Annotated in this window: 20 protein-coding genes; 13 read left to right on the forward strand and 7 right to left on the reverse strand. The window is 27.8% G+C overall.

Annotation, left to right across the window (positions count from 1 at the left end; all coding sequences use genetic code 11):
• Positions 1-81 precede the first annotated feature (81 nt).
• Positions 82-1953 carry a tRNA uridine-5-carboxymethylaminomethyl(34) synthesis enzyme MnmG gene (gene mnmG / locus ACZ5CK_RS04180; protein WP_464582951.1) on the forward strand — a complete coding sequence of 624 codons (1872 nt, stop codon included), beginning with the start codon at positions 82-84 and terminating at the stop codon, positions 1951-1953.
• Between the two features lie 115 nt (positions 1954-2068).
• Positions 2069-3316 (forward strand): IS256 family transposase, encoded by a 1248-nt coding sequence (locus ACZ5CK_RS04185; protein WP_464581024.1) that lies wholly within the window; start codon positions 2069-2071, stop codon positions 3314-3316.
• A 286-nt stretch (positions 3317-3602) separates the two neighbouring features.
• On the opposite strand, the gene ACZ5CK_RS04190 is transcribed toward ACZ5CK_RS04185, so the two are convergent.
• Positions 3603-5327 carry an HD domain-containing phosphohydrolase gene (locus ACZ5CK_RS04190; protein WP_464582643.1) on the reverse strand — a complete coding sequence of 575 codons (1725 nt, stop codon included), beginning with the start codon at positions 5325-5327 and terminating at the stop codon, positions 3603-3605.
• A 56-nt stretch (positions 5328-5383) separates the two neighbouring features.
• On the opposite strand from ACZ5CK_RS04190, the gene ACZ5CK_RS04195 reads away from it, so the two are divergent.
• From ACZ5CK_RS04195 to ACZ5CK_RS04205, 3 genes are all read left to right on the forward strand, one after another.
• Positions 5384-6823, forward strand: a complete 1440-nt coding sequence (locus tag ACZ5CK_RS04195) for an alpha-amylase family glycosyl hydrolase (RefSeq protein WP_464582644.1) — start codon at positions 5384-5386, stop codon at positions 6821-6823.
• Between the two features lie 44 nt (positions 6824-6867).
• Positions 6868-7425 (forward strand): transglycosylase SLT domain-containing protein, encoded by a 558-nt coding sequence (locus ACZ5CK_RS04200; RefSeq protein WP_464582645.1) that lies wholly within the window; start codon positions 6868-6870, stop codon positions 7423-7425.
• Positions 7426-7503: 78 nt separating this feature from the next.
• The gene (locus ACZ5CK_RS04205) at positions 7504-8754 is read left to right on the forward strand and encodes a glycerate kinase type-2 family protein (RefSeq protein ID WP_464582952.1); all 1251 of its coding nucleotides are present in this window, start codon (positions 7504-7506) and stop codon (positions 8752-8754) included.
• Between the two features lie 182 nt (positions 8755-8936).
• Here the strand turns inward: ACZ5CK_RS04205 and glgB are convergent, their stop codons facing one another.
• From glgB to trpS, 5 genes are all read right to left on the reverse strand, one after another.
• Positions 8937-11138, reverse strand: a complete 2202-nt coding sequence (gene glgB / locus ACZ5CK_RS04210; RefSeq protein ID WP_464582646.1) for a 1,4-alpha-glucan branching protein GlgB — start codon at positions 11136-11138, stop codon at positions 8937-8939.
• Between the two features lie 118 nt (positions 11139-11256).
• A complete protein-coding gene (locus tag ACZ5CK_RS04215; protein WP_464582647.1) occupies positions 11257-12003 on the reverse strand; it encodes a pseudouridine synthase in 747 nt (248 codons plus the stop codon).
• The gene (gene scpB / locus ACZ5CK_RS04220; protein ID WP_464582648.1) at positions 11966-12496 is read right to left on the reverse strand and encodes an SMC-Scp complex subunit ScpB; all 531 of its coding nucleotides are present in this window, start codon (positions 12494-12496) and stop codon (positions 11966-11968) included. Before scpB ends, ACZ5CK_RS04215 begins: the two co-directional genes overlap by 38 nt.
• Complete coding sequence (locus ACZ5CK_RS04225) at positions 12486-13163, reverse strand: segregation and condensation protein A (RefSeq protein WP_464582649.1); 678 nt, start codon at positions 13161-13163, stop codon at positions 12486-12488. Before ACZ5CK_RS04225 ends, scpB begins: the two co-directional genes overlap by 11 nt.
• Positions 13164-13169: 6 nt before the next feature.
• Positions 13170-14147 (reverse strand): tryptophan--tRNA ligase, encoded by a 978-nt coding sequence (trpS, locus tag ACZ5CK_RS04230; RefSeq protein WP_464582650.1) that lies wholly within the window; start codon positions 14145-14147, stop codon positions 13170-13172.
• Between the two features lie 95 nt (positions 14148-14242).
• Here trpS and ACZ5CK_RS04235 point away from each other — a divergent pair, with 95 nt between their 5' ends.
• The 4 genes from ACZ5CK_RS04235 to ACZ5CK_RS04250 are packed head-to-tail and all read left to right on the forward strand — an operon-like array spanning position 14243 to position 16330.
• Positions 14243-14848: a DUF4897 domain-containing protein gene (locus tag ACZ5CK_RS04235; RefSeq protein WP_464582651.1), complete on the forward strand. Its 606-nt coding sequence runs from the start codon at positions 14243-14245 to the stop codon at positions 14846-14848.
• 2 nt (positions 14849-14850) lie between these two features.
• Positions 14851-15474 (forward strand): DUF6115 domain-containing protein, encoded by a 624-nt coding sequence (locus ACZ5CK_RS04240; RefSeq protein ID WP_464582652.1) that lies wholly within the window; start codon positions 14851-14853, stop codon positions 15472-15474.
• A gap of 11 nt (positions 15475-15485) precedes the next feature.
• Positions 15486-15761, forward strand: a complete 276-nt coding sequence (locus tag ACZ5CK_RS04245) for a LysO family transporter (protein ID WP_464582653.1) — start codon at positions 15486-15488, stop codon at positions 15759-15761.
• Positions 15758-16330 (forward strand): LysO family transporter, encoded by a 573-nt coding sequence (locus ACZ5CK_RS04250; protein ID WP_464582654.1) that lies wholly within the window; start codon positions 15758-15760, stop codon positions 16328-16330. The genes ACZ5CK_RS04245 and ACZ5CK_RS04250 overlap by 4 nt, the downstream gene beginning before the upstream one ends.
• A gap of 22 nt (positions 16331-16352) precedes the next feature.
• Here ACZ5CK_RS04250 and ACZ5CK_RS04255 read toward each other — a convergent pair whose 3' ends face one another.
• Positions 16353-17135 (reverse strand): alpha/beta fold hydrolase, encoded by a 783-nt coding sequence (locus ACZ5CK_RS04255; RefSeq protein WP_464582655.1) that lies wholly within the window; start codon positions 17133-17135, stop codon positions 16353-16355.
• 231 nt (positions 17136-17366) lie between these two features.
• Here ACZ5CK_RS04255 and fabG point away from each other — a divergent pair, with 231 nt between their 5' ends.
• The 4 genes from fabG to ACZ5CK_RS04275 are packed head-to-tail and all read left to right on the forward strand — an operon-like array spanning position 17367 to position 21709.
• Positions 17367-18104, forward strand: a complete 738-nt coding sequence (gene fabG / locus ACZ5CK_RS04260) for a 3-oxoacyl-[acyl-carrier-protein] reductase (protein WP_464582656.1) — start codon at positions 17367-17369, stop codon at positions 18102-18104.
• A gap of 46 nt (positions 18105-18150) precedes the next feature.
• Positions 18151-19356 (forward strand): acetyl-CoA C-acetyltransferase, encoded by a 1206-nt coding sequence (locus ACZ5CK_RS04265; RefSeq protein ID WP_464582657.1) that lies wholly within the window; start codon positions 18151-18153, stop codon positions 19354-19356.
• Positions 19357-19377: 21 nt separating this feature from the next.
• The gene (locus ACZ5CK_RS04270) at positions 19378-20391 is read left to right on the forward strand and encodes a 3-oxoacyl-ACP synthase (RefSeq protein WP_464582658.1); all 1014 of its coding nucleotides are present in this window, start codon (positions 19378-19380) and stop codon (positions 20389-20391) included.
• Between the two features lie 4 nt (positions 20392-20395).
• On the forward strand, positions 20396-21709 hold the full coding sequence (locus ACZ5CK_RS04275; protein WP_464582659.1) for an acetyl-CoA hydrolase/transferase family protein: 1314 nt from the start codon (positions 20396-20398) through the stop codon (positions 21707-21709).
• Positions 21710-21715 lie beyond the last annotated feature (6 nt).

Raw genomic sequence — 21715 nt, forward strand, 5'->3', positions numbered from 1 at the left:
TCACAAACTTTAATAGCAAAAGAAAAATATTGATAGTATAATATACTAAAATACTATAAAAATTATGGAGGGAATTTTGTGATAAATTTTGAAGATGACTTGAAATATGATGTTATTGTAGTTGGCGGTGGTCATGCGGGAATTGAAGCTGCTTATGTTTCTGCTAAAATGGGTATGAAAACATTATTATTGACAATTAATCTGGATAATGTAGGTTGGGCTCCATGTAATCCTGCTATTGGTGGTCCTGCTAAAGGCATTGTTACCAGAGAAATAGATGTTTTAGGTGGATTACAGGCAAAAGTTACAGATAAAAATATGATAAATATTAGGATGTTAAATACAAAAAAAGGTCCTGCTGTAAGAGCATTAAGAGCTCAAATTGATAAATACGATTATTCTCAAAATATGAAAGAAATATTGCATTCCACACCAAATTTGCTATTAAGGTATGGTTTAGTAAAAGAGCTAATAGTTGAAAGTGGTAAAGTTAAAGGTGTAGCCACTGAATTAGGAGCAAAATATGAAGCAAAAGCAGTAATTTTGACGACAGGAACATTTTTAAGAGGTAAAATTTTTGTTGGAAGAAGTGTTTTTGAATCAGGAAGAATGGGAGATTTTCCTGCTAATGGATTAAGTAAATCATTAGTAGAGAATGGCATTAAATTAGGAAGATTCAAAACAGGAACTCCTGCTAGAATTTTAAAAGATAGTATTGATTTTTCTAAAATGGAAAGACAGGATACAGCAGATGAACCATTAGCTTTTTCTTATTTTTCTGAACCAAAGGTTTTGGATAAGGATTATCCATGTTGGCTTACAAGAACAACAAAAGAAACACATGATATAATAAAAAAATATTTAATGTTTTCTCCTTTATATGGCGATGTAAAACTAATTGAAAGTGTAGGTCCAAGATATTGCCCATCAATAGAAGATAAAGTTGTAAAATTCAATAAAGATTCTCATCAATTGTTTATTGAACCAGAAGGAAGAAGAACAAAAGAATATTATATTAATGGGTTAAGTACGAGTTTGCCATATGAAGCTCAAATACAGATGGTAAGAAGTGTTCCGGGTCTTGAAAATGCAATTATCGTAAGGCCTGCATATGCTGTAGAATATGATTTTGCATATCCAGATCAACTTCAACATTCTTTAGAATCAAAAATAATTGAAGGTTTATTTTTTGCTGGGCAAATAAATGGAACTAGTGGTTATGAAGAGGCTGCTGGACAGGGATTAATTGCTGGAATTAATGCTGCTTTAAAAATTAGAGGTGAAGAACCATTTATTCCTGCAAGGTCTGAATCATATATTGGGGTGTTAATTGATGATTTAATAATAAAAGGTACAAATGAACCATATAGATTATTAACTTCAAGAGCAGAGTTTAGATTATTATTAAGACATGATAATGCTCATTTGAGATTAGCAAAATATGGTTATAAATACGGTCTAATACATAAAGAATTTTATGAAAAAGTTTTACAACTTGAAAGGAATATTGAAGAACAAATAGAAAGATTGAAAAATATAAAAGTAAAACCAAATAATACAATAAATGATATTTTGGTTAAAAAAGGAACATCTCCAATTAAAAACGGAATGAGTTTATATGATATATTAAAAAGACCTCAAGTATTATATGCAGATTTAGTAGAATTTGATCCAATGCCAATTAAAGATTCTGAGTTATTAGAACAGGTTGAAATATCAATAAAATATGGTGGGTATATAAAAAGAATGATGGAAGATGTAGAAAGAATGAAAAAACTTGAAAAAGAAAAAATTCCTGAAAATATTGATTACAAAGAAGTGCCAAATTTAGCTTACGAAGCTGTTGAGAAATTAAGTAAAGTAAGACCAAAATCGGTGGGCCAAGCAATGAGGATTCCTGGAATAACACCTGCAGATATTATGAATTTGACGATGTATTTAAAATCAAAATAGCGGCAATGCCGCTATTTTTTGAGACCATAAAAAATTTTGTGTAAATAAAAAGTAGAGAAAATAGGTAACCCTCTTCTTGGTATGGTAAAATAAAACCAAGAAGGGGGTATTTTAAATGGCAAAGAGAAAGAAAAAAGAAGAAAGTAACATTGAAAAATTAGCAAAGTTAATAGCAAGAGATCCTGAAGTAAACACAATGAAAGATGTATATGACAAGATAAAAGAATTGATGGGACCAATAATACAAGAAATGTTAGAAGCGGAATTAGAAGATGAATTAGGATATGAGAAATACGATAAGGAAAATAAAGAAACGGATAACTCCAGAAATGGATACAGCTCAAAAAAGGTAAGATCAAGCATGGGTGAGATGGAATTGAAAATACCCAGAGATAGAAAGGGTGAATATGAACCGAAAATAATACCAAAATATAAAAGAGATATTTCAGATATTGAAAGTAGAATAATAGGAATGTATGGTTTGGGATTAAGTACGAAAGATATAGTTAGGAATGTTGAAGATATATATGGTGTAGAATTATCAGCTGAAATGATAAGTAAAATTACTAATAAGATATTACCAGAAATTAGAGAATGGCAAAGCAGACCATTAGAAGAGATATACACTTTTGTTTTCATGGATGGAATAGTATTTAAAGTAAAAGATGATGGTGAGATAATTAAAAAGACTGCATATGTTGTAATAGGTGTAAATATTGATGGATTTAAAGAAGTTCTTGGTATATATATAGGTGAAATAGAATCATCAAAATTCTGGTTAAGAGTATTAAATGATTTAAAAAATAGAGGAGTTAAAGATATATTAATAGCTTCAGTAGATGGATTAACTGGATTTCCACAAGCAATTAAAGCAGCATTTCCTGATACTGTAGTACAAAGATGTATAATACATCAAATAAGAAATACATTAAAATATGTTAATTACAAAGATAGAAAAGAACTTGTAAATGATTTAAAAAAAGTATATAAAGCACCCAATAAAGATATAGCTTATTCAAACCTACAAGATTTAAAAGAAAACAAATGGACAAAATACAAATTGGCATTAGAAAGCTGGGAAAAACATTGGGAAACAATATCTCCATATTTTGATTATGGTGATGAAGTAAGAAAAATAATGTATACAACAAATGTAATAGAATCATTGAATAGGCAATATAGAAAAGTGACTAAAAATAAAACATCTTTTCCAAATGATGATGCATTATTAAAAATATTATATTTAGCAACAATAGATGCAACAAAAAGATGGACAGCTCGATATAGAAACTGGAGTAAAGTCCTAAACGAACTATCCATCTTTTTCAAAGAAAGAATCACAAAATACGTCTATAATTCTTAATACAACTAAATTCCAAAATCTGTAATAATCAATAATACATAAAACCAAATACTAAAAACTAACGCCAAAAATATATTCTTAATTTAATAATGTTAAATCTTGCAGTGAAAATTGCAAAAAGGTGTTTGTTTTCAAAAACTCACATTAAAAACTTCTAGAAATTACTATTAAAGCATATTACAATATAGACGATAATTCATGTGAAAATAATTTAAGAATTATAATCCAATTTAATTAATTTATTACCATCCAAGAAGAGGTATTTACACAAAAAATTACATGCTACCTATTTTTTATTTATTATAATATTTTTTATGTCATATATATTGTTTAAAACAATATCAACTATTTTTGGATCAAAACTTTCTCCAGATTCGTTTTTGATGATATTTATAGCATCCTCGAATGAATATGCAGGTCTATATGGTTTTTCTGAAATTAATGCTATTAAAGTATCAATGATGGAAACTATTCTTGACTCTATTGGTATATTCTCTTCAGATAAACCATATGGATACCCTTTTCCATCCCATTTTTCGTGGTGAGAAACAACTATTTTTCCTATAATATTAAATGGATATGATTTAATATCACTCAGTAAAATTAAACCAAGTTTTGGATGTAATTTAATTAAATTTCTTTCGGATTCTGTTAAAGGTTCAGTTTTCTTTAAAATGCTATCAGGAATAAAAATTTTTCCCAAATCATGTATTTTACTTCCATAATATAAGCCGTTTAATATAACATCATTTAAATTCAACTTTTTTCCAAAATAAACAGAAAGTTTTCCAATCAATTCTATTTGATTTAAACTATATTCTGATTTTTCACTCATAAAACCAATAATATTAGATAATAAATTCATTTGATTATGATAATTGTCTTTAATGTTATCTAATTCTATAATTTTTATTGTTAATTCATCATATAATTCGCTTAGGCTTTCTTTTAATAATTCAGATTCAAACGAAAGCTTGTCAACGCCTTTTTTAAAGGATAATTCAAAAGTTTTTAGATTAATATTACCATATATATATTTTTTAAAAGATGATAAGAAATTTAATATGGCTAAATTTTCGTTTTCTATTATTTCAATATTTTTCCTTAAGTTTTTATTTTCTTCTAAAGAGTGTTTTAATGGTAATTTGATAATGTTTATTTGCTCAGCGTATGATTGGAAAAGATCATTAAATTCTGGTATAACTGTTGGAATTATTTTAATATCTTTATCGCTTTCTAATAATCTATTAAAATTTATATTTTTAATAATATTTTTATTAAGGTTATATTCTTTCATTATATAGTTGAAAATAAAGTAATGAAAGATTAGTGTAATAAGCAAACTAATAATAACTGAGTATAAAATAGACTGAAAATGGTTTATAGTATATGTAAAGATGGAGGGTTTGAAAATAGAATAAAATTGAAAAAGATTGATATTATTAACATTAAAAAATTTAAAAGAACTGATATATACATTTTTATTCTTGCAAATGGCTTTTTTGCATTCTGTAGATATATATTTGTTATAAAGTTCCTTATTACCAAAGATAAAATTTTTTGAATTATTTGTTATAAAGTAACCAAAATCTAAATCTAACTTTGAAAAGTTAGTAAAGAAAAACTTATTAATATCCAATTTTAAAACTCTATGGTAACTTTTTTTAGTTATTTCAAAATACAAATTGTTTTTATTATCTATATCATATATGGCTACATTTATATCAAATACATTATATTTAGTTTTAGGTGTTTTATAAATATTTTTTTGAGAGGTTGAAATAAAATTAGGTTTTAAATCAGAAGATACATAGTTAAGTATAGCGTTGTTAAAGTCATTAACTAAAATGTCATTAATAACTTCAACTGTTAATTTTATATTTGCATAAAATTTATCTACTTGCTCATTCTGTTTTAAAAAAGATGATATGATAAGGTATGGAATAAAAAAAGATAATAAGATCACTATGAATGAAATCAAAGTTATTTTATGCATAGATAAATTTTTCATAATCTCACCTCAAGAGTTATATCTACAATATTATATCATATGAAAGGGGATATAACATGTTTTTTTATGAATTGTTTGTAAGATCATTTTATGATTCAAATAATGATGGTATAGGAGACATTAAGGGAATTACAAAGAAACTAGATTATTTAAAAGATTTAGGAGTCGAAGGTATTTGGTTATTGCCAATTATGCAATCGGCTGCATTTCATGGATATACAATTATAGATTTTTATTCGGTTAATCCATCATATGGAACAATGGAAGATTTTAAAGAACTGATTGAAGAAGCACATAAAAGATATATAAAAATAGTTTTAGATGTTCCAATTAATCACACTTCTGTGAAATGTGATTGGTTTCAAAAGGCTATAGCAGGGGATGAAAAATATAAAGATTATTATATTTGGGCTAATGAAAAAACAGATTTAACAGAAAAAAGACATTGGGATGATAGTTTGATATGGTTTAAATACAAAGATAAATACTTTTATGGATTATTTGGTTCATCTTCTCCAGATTTAAATTTTGAAAATAAAGAATTGTGGAGAGAGATAAAAAATGTATTTAAATTTTGGCTTGATTTAGGAGTTGATGGATTTAGATTAGATGCTGCAAAACATATTTTTGATTATGATCAAAAAAATATGAAATTTAAATATCAACACGAGAGAAATATAGAATTTTGGAAAGAGATGATTTCTTATGTAAAGGGGATTAAGTCTGATGCAATTATTATAAGTGAAATTTGGGATTCTCCAGAAGTTGTAAAAAAGTATCATGGAATATTTGATGTAGAATTTAATTTTCCTTTATCATATTTTATAAAAGATTCTATTTTATATTATGACCCTAAAATTTTAGTTAAGGGTATCAAGGAAACTTTAGGACATTATATAAATAATCATGTAGAGTCAATATCCGGTAATTTCTTTACAAATCATGATATGGAAAGATTGATATCAGTTTTTAATGAAAATCCAAAAATGGCAAAAATGGCTTTTAATATATTATTTACTTTACCAGGATATCAATTTGTTTTTTATGGAGAAGAGCTTGGAATGAGAGGTGAAATCATTGATGTTAATTTTACCGAGGATTCTCAAGAACCTATGCAATGGTATGAATCAGGTTTTGGGCCTGGTCAAACTGAATGGAAGGGTTGCAAATATAATACACCATATTCAAATATTTCTGTGGAAGAACAAATAAAAGATAATAAATCAATATTAAATCATGTAAAAAATATTTCTGAATTTAGAAAAGAAAATAAATGGTTGGACAGTGCAAATATACGTAATATTGCTAATGATAGATTTACTGTAAGATATGAACTAATAAATAATGATAATAAATTTTTAGTTATTCATAATATTAAACCACAAAAAGTAAAAATAAAAATTAAAAAAGAAGAAATAGTAAAAGGTTTTGGTGATTTAGAAATTGAAGAAAATTCAATTAAACTTGGAGGATATTCTACAATTATTTTAAGATAAAAAATCATGGAGGTGATATTATAAAAAAGTATATAGTTATCTTAATGTTATTTGTTTCATTGATAACATTTGGAGAAGTGAAAAGTTATAATTTAACGAATGAAACTAATGTTAAACTATTTTTAATGGATTTTATGAACAAGGAATATAAACTTACAACCGGAAAGGAATTAAAGGCAGATAGAAAAGTTGCTTTGGCAGAAAGTATATTATTGGCCTCTAAAGAATTTGATATATCCCCTTTATTAATAGCTTCTATTATAGATATAGAAACTAGTTTTAGAAATGTTATAGGATCTTATGGAGAAGTTGGGTATATGCAAATTAGACCGGAAACAGCTAAATATATTATTGAAATGTATATTGATAAATTCAAAAAATATGGATATGATAATTTAGATCTGAAATGGATAAAAGATAGATTGTTATTTGATCCTAAATATAATGTTTTAGTTGGAACAGCATACCTGTATTATTTAGAAGAATTACATGGTGATATAACTCATGCTATAAGTTGGTATAACGGAGGAGGAAATTCTTATTATTTAAATAAAGTAGTATATAAGATTGCACAAATGACAATTGAATATCCTATAATCTGAGGAATCGCATTTGCGGTTCCTTTTATACTTCTATATATGATATAATTAAATTATAAATAAGAAAAAGGAGTGATTGAGATTTTAATAGATGATTTAAAAGAAATAATCGATTGTTCTATTGAATCAATTTTGCCTGAAAACGCTGTAAAAAATAATTTGAAAAAATTAGATATTAAAGAAAAAAAGCTATTTTTATTGTCTATAGGAAAAGCTGCCTGGAGGATGGCAAAAGCAGCAAAAGAAGAATTAAAGGATAAAATTGAAAAAGGGATTGTTATAACTAAATATAATCATAGTATGGGTAGTATTGATAATTTAGAAATATATGAAGCTGGACATCCTATTCCAGATGAAAATTCTATTAGAGCAACAAAAATAGTTCTTGAATTAATAGAGAAATTGGATGATGAATATGACATATTATTCTTAATTTCTGGTGGTGGATCAGCTTTATTTGAATTTCCGGAAGAAGGGATAACATTAGAAGATTTGCAAAACGTTACAGATCAACTTTTAAAATCTGGTGCGGATATTAGAGAAATAAATGCTATAAGAAAAAGGTTATCGAAGGTAAAAGGAGGCAAATTTGCTGAACTAGTATATCCTAAAAAAATTTATGCTTTAGTTCTTTCAGATGTATTAGGAGATAGACTGGATAGTATTGCATCAGGGCCATCATATAAAGATTTAACAACTACTGATGAAGTTTTATCCATAATAGATAGATACAATATAAATATAAATGAAAAAATAAAAAATATATTATTGAAAGAAACGCCAAAGAATATTTCTAATGCTAAACATGTTGTAATAGGGAGTTTAAATGTTGCATGTGAAAATGCTATTAAGAAAGCAAAAGAATTAGGGTATAATACCTTATTATTAACAACAACATTAAATTGTGAGGCTAAAGAAGCTGGAAAATTTTTAGCAAATATAGCAAAAGAAGAGTTGAAATCTAATAATCCAATTGAAAAAACATGTGCAATAATTGCTGGTGGTGAGACAGTTGTAAGCGTAAAAGGAAATGGATTGGGAGGAAGAAATCAGGAATTAGCATATTCTTTTGCTCTCGAAATAGCGGGATTAAAAAGCGTAGCTTTCGCTTCAGTAGGTACCGATGGGACAGATGGACCAACTGATGCTGCTGGTGGTATTGTTGATGGTAACACAATTGTAAGTCTTAGAAAAAAAGGAATAGATCCATTAGTTTTTTTAGAAAATAATGATACTTATAATGGATTAGAGGAGGCAAATGCGTTATTAAAATTAGGTCCTACTGGCACAAATGTTAATGATTTAATTATTTTATTAGTAGGAGATAATTGAGATATAAACTAATAAAGAGTTTCTAATTATACTTAGGCTCCATATATATATTCAAAAAATTTTTGATGAAAATTATTAATATTTTTCTTGAAATTAAAAGATTATTTCTTTTTCTTTAATTAGTAATAGTGATGATTATGTGGAAACTATATAAAAAGCTCCCGTTAAGGGAGCTTTAGCTATTATTTTTTAGGCTGCCATTTAAAATACATTCCTGCAAGAGGTGGTAACGTTAAGTTTATAGAAAAATTTCTTCCATGAAATGGGACTTTTTCTGCATATAAACCACCCATGTTTCCTACATTACTTCCCCAATAAACTTCTGAATCTGTGTTTAATATTTCTTTATAAAATCCTTCTCTTGGAACACCAATTCTGTAATTATATCTAACTACAGGAGTGAAATTAAACACACCAACCATTAATTCATCAGCATTTTTTCCTTTTCTAATAAATGAAATAACACTATTTTCAGCATCATTATAATCTATCCATTCAAATCCATCAGGACTATTATCTAATTCATAAAAAGCAGGATTTTCTCTATATATTTTATTTAAATCAGTAATTAATTGAAGCATCTTTTTATGGGAATCAAAATCTAATAAATTCCAATCCAAAGATTTTTTACAGTTCCACTCATTAAATTGAGCAATATCATTTCCCATGAATAATAATTTTTTCCCGGGGTGAGCAAACATGTATGAATAAAACAATCTTAAATTTGCAAATTTTTGCCAATAATCACCAGGCATTTTGTTAATCATAGACCCTTTACCATGAACAACTTCATCATGTGATAAAACAAGAATATAATTTTCTGAAAAAGCATAAACGAGGGAAAAAGTTAGATCGTTTTGATGATGCTTTCTGTATAATGGATCTTTAGCAATATATCTTAATGAATCATTCATCCATCCCATATTCCATTTCATTGAAAATCCTAATCCACCAAAGTCTACTGGTTTTGAAACTCCGGGCCATGCTGTAGATTCTTCAGCAATAGTTAAAATTCCAGGAAAATATTGATGTGTAACACTGTTAAAATATTTTAAAAATTCAATAGCTTCTAAATTTTCCCTTCCACCATATATATTTGGTATCCATTCGCCATCTTTTCTACTGAAATCCAAATATAGCATAGAGGCTACAGCATCAACTCTTAAACCATCAATATGGAATTTATCTAGCCAGTATAGTGCATTGGAAATCAAAAAGTTTTTTACTTCATTTCTTCCGTAATTAAAAATATATGTTCCCCAGTCTGGATGTTCTCCTAATCTTGGATCCATATGTTCATATAATGCTGTTCCATCAAATTTTCCTAAAGCATGAGCATCTTTTGGAAAATGGCCAGGAACCCAATCTAAAATAACCCCAATATTATTTTGATGCATATAATCTACAAAATACATAAAATCTTCTGGCTTACCATGCCTACTTGTTGGTGAAAAATAACCAGTTACTTGATATCCCCATGATTCATCTAATGGATGTTCTAAAATAGGTAATATTTCAATATGTGTATAATTATGTTCTTTCACGTATTCTACAAGTTCATGAGCTAATTCTCTATAATTTAAAAAATCATTATTGTTATTTCTTTTCCATGATCCTAAATGAACTTCATATATTGATATAGGTTTCTCAAACCAATTAGTTTTTTTTCGATTTTCCATCCATTTTTTATCATTCCATTTGTGTTTTTTATGAAAATTATAAACAACTGAAGCATTATTTGGTCTTAATTCAGTATAAAATGCATAAGGATCAGATTTTAAAAGAATATTTCCATCTTTTGTTTTTATTTCAAATTTATATAAATCACCCTCTTGAACAAGCGGAATAAAAATTTCCCAAACTCCTGATGAACCAAGAACTCTCATTTGATGAACTCTTCCATCCCAATTGTTAAAACTTCCAACTACACTAACCCTTTTAGCATTAGGAGCCCATACAGCAAAATAAGTGCCTTTTGCACCATCAACTTCCATAGGATGAGCACCTAATTTTTCATAAATTTTATGGTTATTTCCTTCATTAAAAAGATATAAATCATAGTCTGATATTATAGGTAAGAAACTATAAGGATCTCTTGACTTCCATGTATTTCCCTTATCATCAGTATATAAAAACTCATATTTGAAGAAAGTTTTTCTTTTTAAAACTCTTTCAAATAAACCATCTGGATGTATTTTTTCCATTTTATATTTTCTTTTAGTTTTTGTATCTAAATTAATTATTTCTATATTCTTTGCAAAAGGATGAAATGTTCTAATAACCATCTCATTTTCATTTAATTTGTGGATTCCTAATATAGAAAACGGATCATGATGTTCAGCTTGAACTATTTTTAACATTTCTTCATTTAACATTGTACCCATGTCTTGCCACCCCCGAATATCTAAAATTATAAAAAAAGGAGATTTTTTAAGTTTATCGCCTTTATTTAATTATAACACAAAATTTTCATCTGTCAAGGGAAATAATAAAAAGGAAGCATTAGCTTCCTTTTAAATATTTTTTAAATATTTCAACTTCTTTTGTATCAAGTTTTTTAATATCTCCAGGATTTTTTACTTCATCTATAGACCAAGGACCAAATTTAATTCTTTTAAGCTTTAAAACATTAAATCCAAGAGCTTTAAACATAAGTCTAACCTGGCGTTTTTTTCCTTCATGAATACTGAGAGTAACTTCAGAATATTTTCCTTTTTTTTGAACTTTTTCTATTTTTGCAGGTTGAGTTTTATAACCACCCTCTATTATAATCCCATCTTCTAAATGTTTTAAATCTTTTTCTTTAATATGTTTGTTTAATAATGCTTTATAAGTTTTATAAATTTTCTTTTTAGGGTGTAATAACAGATTTGCTAAATCACCATCATTGGTTAGCAGCATTAATCCGGAAGTGTTATAATCTAATCTCCCAACGTGAAAAACATGTTCATTTATTTTTCCTTTTATTAAGTCTGTGATAGTTTTTCGACCCCTATCATCTTTTAATGCAGATAAATAACCCACAGGTTTATGAATTAAATAATATACATAATTTTCTGTTTCTTGAATTTTATCTTTTACATGAATTTTTTTATCATATATTTCTATAATATCTTCTTCAACAATCTTAAACCATGGTTCTCTAATAACTTCTCCATTAACCTTAACCTTTCCTGATACAATTAAATTTCCGATTTCTCTCCTAGATCCTTCACCTATCTTTTGGAGAAACGTTTGAAGCTTTATCAATTTTAGCACCTCTTAATTCATTTATTGTTTTTTCAGGTAATAACTCGAAAAACATTTCAGATAAATCATAAAGATAACGATTTTTTGTATTTTTTTTTCTTTTTTTAACAATTAAACCCATTTCCATTAATTTTTTTATTTGATGATAAGAGGATTTCCCCCGTGATTTTTCTATTTCTGTTGTTGAAGATGGTCCGTTTAATAACAAAATAGCTAATATTTCAAATTGGGATTCAGTAAGTGAGAAGGTTCGTGGTCTCGGAGTTAATATAGATTTAATTTCATTTTTTATAGTAAATCTATATTTTCCTTCAAAATTTTCCAGTTCTATACCATGGATTTCAGAATTATAATGTTCCCATATATCTATTAACACTGTATTAACTTTTTCTTCTGTTTCATTTAATTTTTCGGCGATTTCTTTAGAACTAAATCCTGTTGGTTTTGAAAATAACATTGCTTCGATAATAGGCATAAGATGCTTATTTTGCACTTACTGCCACCTCTTCCTTGTTTTTTATAAACTCATAATTTTCATTTACATAATGTAATCCATTTCTTACTAAAACCAGAGAAGCAAGAAAATACACAATAAATTTAAGCCTTTCTTGATTTGATATAATGTATAAGTCTTTTAAAGTAAATCTTTCTTTGTTTTTTAATTCTTCAACAGCTTCTTCTACAGTAAAACTTTCTCTTAAAATTTCTAATTTTCGTTGAATTTGTAAATAATCATGCATATAAAATTCTAACTGTTCATGGATTTTGTTTTTATCAAACCTTGCAGATTTAACCTTTATCGCTTTTTTAATATTATTTTTTCCGAAATCTTTTTGAATTTTTTCCATTGTTTCTTTTATTTTCTCATAATCTTCTATTATGTTATATAATGTATTTCTTTGTCTTGTAAATTCTTTATCATCTTCAGAACGAGGAAGCAACTCTTTTGACTTTAATAATGTAAGATATGAAGCTATCCTTAAAAATTCACCAACATCATCGAGATTATCAAAATTCTTTTCAATGTAACTATTGAAAATATCGGCTATTTTTGAAACAGATAGTAATCTCACAGGTATTTTTTTTTCTTTAATTAATTCAACTAATACTTCAAATGGGCCAGAAAATATATCTAATTCTATAGTTAAATCCGAAAACATATGTTTTCACCACCTAAGATTCATTGCCTCCCTAACTTCTGATAATGTTTTTTTTGCAACTTCAGAGGCCTTTTTATTTCCTTCATGAATTACATTTAATACGTCCTCATCTGAGATTTTATTATATTTTTCCCATATAGGTTTTAATCTTTCTTCCATATTTTTTAATAAAAGTTTTTTACATTGAACACAACCTATTTCAGCTGTTTTACATCCTTTTACAACCCAATCTAATTCTTCTTTGTTATGTGTAAATGCTTTATGATAATCCCAAACAGGGCATTTTTCTGGGTCTCCTGGATCAGTTCGCCTCATTCTTGCAGGATCGGTCATCATAGGCATAACTTTCTTTTTGAGACTTTCTTCTGTTTCATCTATCATTATAATATTCCCATAACTCTTGGACATTTTCCTTCCATCAGTTCCAGGAAGTTTTGGGATTCTTGTAACAATAGGGTTTGGTTCTGGAAATACTTCTTTGTATAAATTATTAAATCTTCTGGCAATTTCTCGACTTAATTCAATATGATATAATTGGTCTTCTCCTACAGGAACAGCATTAGCCTTATAAATTAATATATCAGCAGTTTGTAAAACGGGATAAGTTAGAAAACCAGCTGTAGATAGATCCCTGTTTTCAAGATTTTCTTTTAATTCTTTATATGTAGGAATTCTTTCTAATCTACTTACAGAAATAAGCATATTAAATAATAAATATAATTCCGCATGTTCTTTAATAGCAGATTGAACAAAGATCACAGATTTTTCTGGATCTATACCAGCAGCTAAATATCCTCTTACTATATCAAGAGTTGATTGATATATAATATGACTTTCCTCTTTATGGGTAGTTAAAGCGTGCCAGTCAGCAACAAAAAAATATGTTTCATTTCCATCGTCTTGCAATTTTTTCCAATCTTCTAAAACTAAAACATGTCCTAAATGTAATTTTCCAGTAGCACGCATTCCACTTAATACTCTCACAAAATCTCCTCCTTTTTCTAAATACTTCTTTAATTTTACCACATTTTGTGGTATTATATAATAAGAAAATATAAAATTTCAAGGAGGTATTTTAAATGTCAGAAAAACCCCAGAAAAAAGGTTCAAGTAATTTTATCATAATTGCATTAATATTCATAGCTGGTATTAGTATCATTAACATATTTATGGCAAGAAATGCTAGAGTAGATTTTGATATAGTAAATAATGATAATTATTATTATATACAAGATAATGGAAATGTAGTAATGTTATCTAAAGTTACTGTACAAGCAAAAGATGAAAAATCATATAATACGTTATTAGCAAGTTATAAAAAACCTGATAACGAAAAGAGAAAAGTATATGAAGATTTTATAGAAAATTTAAAAAAGAAGACAGGTAGAAATTTTGAACTCATAAGTGTTCAATCAACAGTTAGTGTAAATGATGGTTATAGAATAAATGTTGTAGAAAAATCTGAAATAAAAGGTTTTGTTCAAAAAATAGGGGATAATAAATACCAATTTTCTTTAAATGATCAAAAAATAAAATTAGAAAATGCAACATTGTATATTTATAAGCCTGACAATTGGGAATTTTTGGAGGTTGTTCCAAATCCAACAGAAATTAAAGATGATTATTTATTGTGGAAAAATATTGGTGAAATAGAATTTCCAACAGTAACATTAGAAAGGAAATAAAAATGGTAACATTTATTATTTTTGTGTGGTTAATACTATTATCCATAGTTTCTTTAATTAATTTATCATTATTAATATCATTATGGAGAAAATTTAATAATTTCTCTATATCTATTGATTCGTCTATTGAAGATCAATCAAATACTTTATTAGCAAGATTTCAAAAAATAACTTCGTCTAGATTAAGAGCTTTAGATAACAAAATTGAAATATTAGATCAATTAATAAAAGATGCAGATGAAGCTTATATGAAATCATTTTCCATGTTAACAGATTTGGAAAAAAAGAATGATGAATTAAAAAGAATTAAAACATTTGAAAGAGTAAAGAAAGAAAAATCTCATTTTTCCAGTGTCGATTCTGAAAAGATGGAAGTTCCAGAAATAGAGACTCATGAAGAAAAAATTAAGACAAATGAATATTATAAATTTCAAAACGTATATAAAAATAATACTAACGAAGAAATAAAAAAAGAATCAGAAAAAAGTCCGGAGCAGATATTAAAGGAAAAAATAATTGAATATTATAATAATGGAAAAAGTATAAATGAAATAGCAAAAATGCTTGACAAAGGTTCAGGAGAAGTAAAATTAATAATTGATTTATATTATAAAAATGCTCATTAATGAGGTGATGAATGCTTTATTTAATATTAATTGCGTTTTTGATAGGTTTTCTTTTAGGGATGAGAGGTAAATTAAAAATTTTAAAAAAATGGAATACTGTCACTGTTGTGACAGTATTATTGTTATTTTTTATGGGTTTTGAGTTAGGATCTGATAAAAATTTAATAAAGCAATTATCTGAAATAGGTTATTTGTCTTTCTTAATTGCATTATTTGCTATAATTGGAAGTGCTTTATTACCCACCATATATGAGAAAAAATTTTTGAACAAGAGTGATAAAAAATGATATTATTAATTTCATCGGTGGCTTTGGGAATTCTTCTGGGGTATTTTGTCAATATTCCAATTCCGGAAAATTTAATTACAATTTTACTTATGGTTCTTGTATTTTCTGTTGGTATTGATATTGGCTCTGAAGAAAAAATTTTATTAAAAATAAAAAGTAGTTTAAAAGTTATTTTTGTTCAAACATTTTTAGTAATAATAGGAAGTCTTGTTTTTGGAGGATTTGTTTCATTTTTTACAGAATTGAATTTTAAAGAGGCCCTTGGAGCCGCAGCAGGAATGGGATGGTATTCCTTATCTGGTGTAATGATAAGTTCAATGTATTCACCTTTTCTTGGAGCGGTGGCTTTTTTATCGAATGTATTTAGAGAAATAATGGGAATACTTTTGATTCCATTATATGCTAAATTTTCTGAGTATGGTGCTATTGGAATAGCTGGCGCTCCAGCAATGGATACATTACTTGGAGTTGTATCTAAAAGTGTAAAAAAAGAAAAAATACTTATAAGCTTTGGTCAAGGAGTTATTCTTTCAATTTTAATTCCAGTATTAATTACTCTTATTTTTTAAAATATTTATTCGATATATATATTTATATCAAAAAACCTTTAATTAAATTACAATATGTATTTAGTTTTTCTAAAAATGCTGCATGGCCAGCATTTTTTATTATTATAAGTTCCGAATTTTTAATTTTATTATTAATATACATCATATCAGAAATTGGAGTAATAATATCTTCATCTGCAGCTATTAATAATGTTTCACATTTAATTTTTTCTAAATCATCAGAAACATCAAAAGTAGTATTTGATGATGCCAATCTAATAAAACTATCAAACCATTCTTTTGTTAGCAATTCTTTAAATATTTTTCTTCTATTTTGTAACCATTCAAAATTATAATTATAAAAAGTTTTTGAATAAATAAAGGGTAAAGCAAGGTCAAAAAATATTTCACCATTATAACTTTTCGCAGCAACTTTCCAAGCTTCTCCAATAGAAGCCAAAAAATTATCCACTCTATAAGTAGTATTTGATAATATTAATTTATCAATATATTCAGGATATTTAGAAGCGAAAATCTCCGCAACCTGACCTCCATAGGATAATCCAAGTAAATTTACTTTTTTAAAACCTAAATAATCTATTAATTTTTTTAAATCTTCTGAATGAATTGATATATTATATTCTTCATTTAATTTTTCCGATTTTCCCTGATCTCTCATGTCATAAACTATTACTTTGAAATATTTGCTTAAAAATCTTATATGTTCTAACCAGCTTACAGTATTCATCATTATTCCATTTAATAATATTAATGGATTGCCTTCTCCATAAACTTCATAATATATACCTAATTCTTCAAAAAACATATGAATCACCCCTCAATATATTTATTTAATTATAACATAAAATATAAAAAATCAAAAAAAGAAATATTCAATAAATAAGAAATAATTAACTTTAATTGAAAATAATCAATTAAAATAAAAGATAATTAGCTATTAACGTATTTTTATTTAAATGTAAAAAGAGTTAAAATGAGAAGTGATTCATAAATAATGAGAAATGATTCATATATTAGAAACAGGAGGGAAAGAGTAATGAGAATGGAAGGGAAAGTATGTATAGTAACAGGAGGAGCAAGGGGATTAGGAAGAGCGATGGTGGAAAGATTTGCAGAAGAAGGAGCAAAAGTAGTATATGCATGTGATTTAAATGAAGAAGGATTAAAAGAATTAGAAAATAAATATGAAAATGTAAAAGGATATAAATTAAGTGTAACAGATAGAAAAGCAATAGCAGAGTTTAAAGAAAAAGTAATAGCGGAAGAAGGGAAAGTAGATGTATTAGTAAATAATGCAGGAATAACAAGAGATGCATTAATACAAAAGATGAGTGAAGAAGATTGGGATATGGTAATAGATGTAAATTTAAAAGGAGTATTTAACATGACCCAACAATTTGGACCAGAAATGATGAAAGCAGGGAAAGGATCAATAATAAACATATCATCAGTAGTAGGGATATATGGAAACATAGGACAAACAAATTATGCAGCAACAAAAGGTGGAGTAATAGCAATGACAAAAACATGGGCAAAAGAATTTGCAAGAAAAGGGGCACAAGTAAGAGTAAATGCAATAGCACCAGGATTCATAAAAACACCAATGACAAAAGATTTACCAGAAAAAGTAATAAATATGGTAAAAAGCAAAACAGTATTACAAAGAATGGGAGAACCAGAAGAAATAGCAAACACAGCATTATTCCTAGCAAGTGATGAAAGTAGTTTTATAACAGGGCAAGTAATAAGTGTAGATGGTGGATTAGTACTATAAAAAAATAAAAAGAAAAAATAAAAGAAGGAAAAAAGGAGGAAAAGAAATGGAAAAAGTATATATAGTAGGAGCCAAAAGGACAGCAATAGGGAGTTTTGGAGGGACCTTAAAAGACAAAAAAGCAGCAGAATTAGGAGCAGAAGCAATAAAAGGGGCATTAGAACAAGCAGGAGTAGCACCAGAACAAGTAGATCACACAGTAGCAGGGAACGTATTAATGGCAGGACAAGGAATGGGACCAGCAAGGCAAGCAGCAATATATGCAGGAATACCAGTAGAAAAACCAGCATATACAGTACATATGGTATGTGGAAGTGGAATGAAAGCAATAATGTTAGCAGCAAATGAAATAAAATTGGGAAATTCAGAAATAGTAGTAGCAGCAGGAATGGAAAGCATGTCAAATGCACCGATGTTGCTACCAGCAAAAGCAAGATTTGGACTAAAGTTTGGAAACATAGAAATGATAGATCACATGGTATATGATGGATTAACAGACGTATTCAATCAATATCACATGGGAGTAACAGCAGAAAACATAGTAGAAAAATATGGATTAACAAGAGAAGAACAAGATGAATTTGCAGCAATAAGTCAGCAAAGAGCAGAAAAAGCGATAAAAGAAGGTAAATTCAAAGACGAAATAGTACCAATAGAAATAAAAACAAGAAAAGAAACAAAAATATTTGACACAGACGAATATCCAAGATTTGGAACAACAAAAGAAACATTAGCAAAACTCAGACCAGCATTCAAAAAAGATGGGACAGTAACAGCAGGGAACTCATCAGGAATAAACGATGGAGCAAGTGCAATGATACTAGCATCAGAAAGTGCAGTAAAAAAATATGGCCTAAAACCATTAGCGGAAATAATAGCCTATGAACAAGGAGGAGTAGATCCAAGCATAATGGGAATGGGACCAGTAGCAGCGATAACAAACTTAGTAGAAAAAAAAGGAATAAAATTAGAACAAATGGAACTAATAGAATTAAACGAAGCATTTGCAGCACAATCGATAGCAGTAATAAAAGAACTCAGTGAAAAATATGGAGTAACAAAAGAATGGTTTATGGAAAGGACAAATGTAAATGGAGGAGCAATAGCGTTAGGACATCCAATAGGAGCATCAGGAAACAGAATAACAGTAACATTATTATATGAAATGAAAAAGAGGAATTTAGAATATGGATTAGCATCATTATGTATTGGTGGAGGTATGGGTACCGCTATTGTTATTAAAAATTTGTGATAATACATAGAAGGTGAAATAATGAATGTTGGAATAATGGGAATTGGAACATATATACCAGAAACTTATATTACAGCAGAAGAAATAGCAGAAAAGAGTGAAATTCCTGCTGAAATTATTAAAGAAAAGTTTGGTGTTTTAAAGAAACCTATTCCAGGACCTAATGATACAACAAGTTATATGGGTATAAAAGCAGCAGAGAGAGCAATAGAAAATGCTAACATAAATCCTGAAGAGATTGATTTAGTAATATGGAACGGCGGACAACATAAAGATTATCCTTGTTGGTTGGCAGGCCTAAAAATAGCAGATGAAATAGGTGCAGTAAATGCTTGGTCATTTGATATGGAGGCTATGTGTGGCTCTATGATGACTGGTATGGAAGTTGCTCGCTCAATGATGATTGCTAATGAAGATTTAAATACTGTATTATTAGTAAGTGGTTATAGAAATGGGGATTTAATTAATTATAGCATAAAAGGAACCTCTTTTATGTTTGATATTGGCGCAGGTGGGGCTGCTATGGTTTTAAGAAAGAATTATAATAAAAATGTTATTTTAGGTACAGCCTTTAAAGGTGATGGTTCTTTTTCAGAAGATTGTGTAGTAGAAGTTGGTGGAACAAAAAAATGGCCAATGGAAGAAAAAGATGTAAATAGAATGCATTTTGTTATTAGAGATGTTGAAAGTTTTAAAGAAAAACTAAAAGAAAAGACAATGCCAAATTTTTATTATGTAATTGATAAATCTTTAGAAAAATCCAAACTATCTCGAAAGAATATTGATTATTTAGCAATATTACATTTTAAACGTTCTGCGCATTATGCTGTTTTAGAAGAATTAGGATTAAAAGAAGAACAATCTATTTATTTGGAAAATTATGGGCATATTGGACAAAATGATCAAATATTATCAATTGAATTAGGTTTGAAATCTGGAAAAATTAAAGATGGTAACAATATAGTAATGGTGGGTGCTGGTTTAGGTTTTGTTTGGGCATCTGCAGTTGTAAAATGGGGAGACTTTAAGGGGTGATAACATGTGGAAAGCTATGTATGAAAATAGATTAAAAAGTATAGAAGAAGCTATTCTTTCTTTACCTAAAAGAGCAACTATTATAACTGGTTTAGCTTCTGCAGAGGCACAAGGATTATTGGAAAATTTGCATAAGTATAAGGATCATTTTGAAAGATTAAAAGTAGTTACTTGTTTGAATATGAAGGAATATGATTTTTTTATGAATGAAGAATATGAAGATATATATGACAATCATTCATGGTTTTTAAGTCCTCCTACAAGAAAAGCGCAAAAAATGGGATTAAATACAGTTGATTTTATACCAAATAATTTACATATGGCAGGAACTGACAAGTTAATGACTGAAAAAGAAGAGGGGAATGTAGTTATATTTTGGGGAACAGTTACACCAATGCATGAAAAAACTGGTTATTTTAATTTAGGTATATCAAATGTATATGAACTTGATGTTTTGGAAAATGCTGATGTGGTAATTTTAGAAGTAAATGAGAAATTTATCTGGACACATGGTGAAACTCAAGTACATATATCACAAGCAAATTACATTGTGGAAAATTCATGGGATATACCAGAATTACCTATTGTTGAACCAACTGAAACAGAAAAAATAATTGCACAATATATTTCAGAATTAGTAGATGATGGCTCAACATTACAAATAGGAATAGGAGGCATTCCTAATGCTGTTGCGAAGCTATTAAATCATAAAAAAGATTTAGGAATTCATACTGAAATGTTTACAGAATCAATGATAGATCTTTTTGAAGCTGGAGCAATAACAAATATGAAAAAAACACTTTGGAAAGGAAAATTTGTTTGTACTTTTGCTTTAGGAACAAAAAGAATGTATGAATGGTTAAATAACAATCCAGGAGTATGGATTATGAGAGGACGGTATGTCAATGATCCATATATTATAGCTAAAAATGATAATATGGTAAGTATTAATACAGCTATTACTATAGATTTAAGTGGTCAAGTATGTTCGGAGTCGCTTGGTAATAAACAATATTCTGGTACAGGAGGTCAATTGGATACTCATAGAGGTGCTGTGATGAGTAAAAATGGAAAAGGTATTATAGCATTAAGATCTACAGCTAAAAAAGGTACTATTTCAACTATTGTATCTATGTTACCTCAAGGTTCTTATGTAACTGTTCCAAGGCAAGATTTAGATTATGTGGTAACTGAATATGGAGTTGCGCATTTAAGAGGTAAAAGTTTCAGAGAAAGAGTAAAAGCAATGATAAATATTTCTCATCCGGATTTTAGAGATGAATTAAAAAAAGAAGCTAAAAAATTAGGATATTTATAAGGGGGG

The sequence above is a fragment of the Marinitoga okinawensis genome (genome assembly GCF_055387075.1).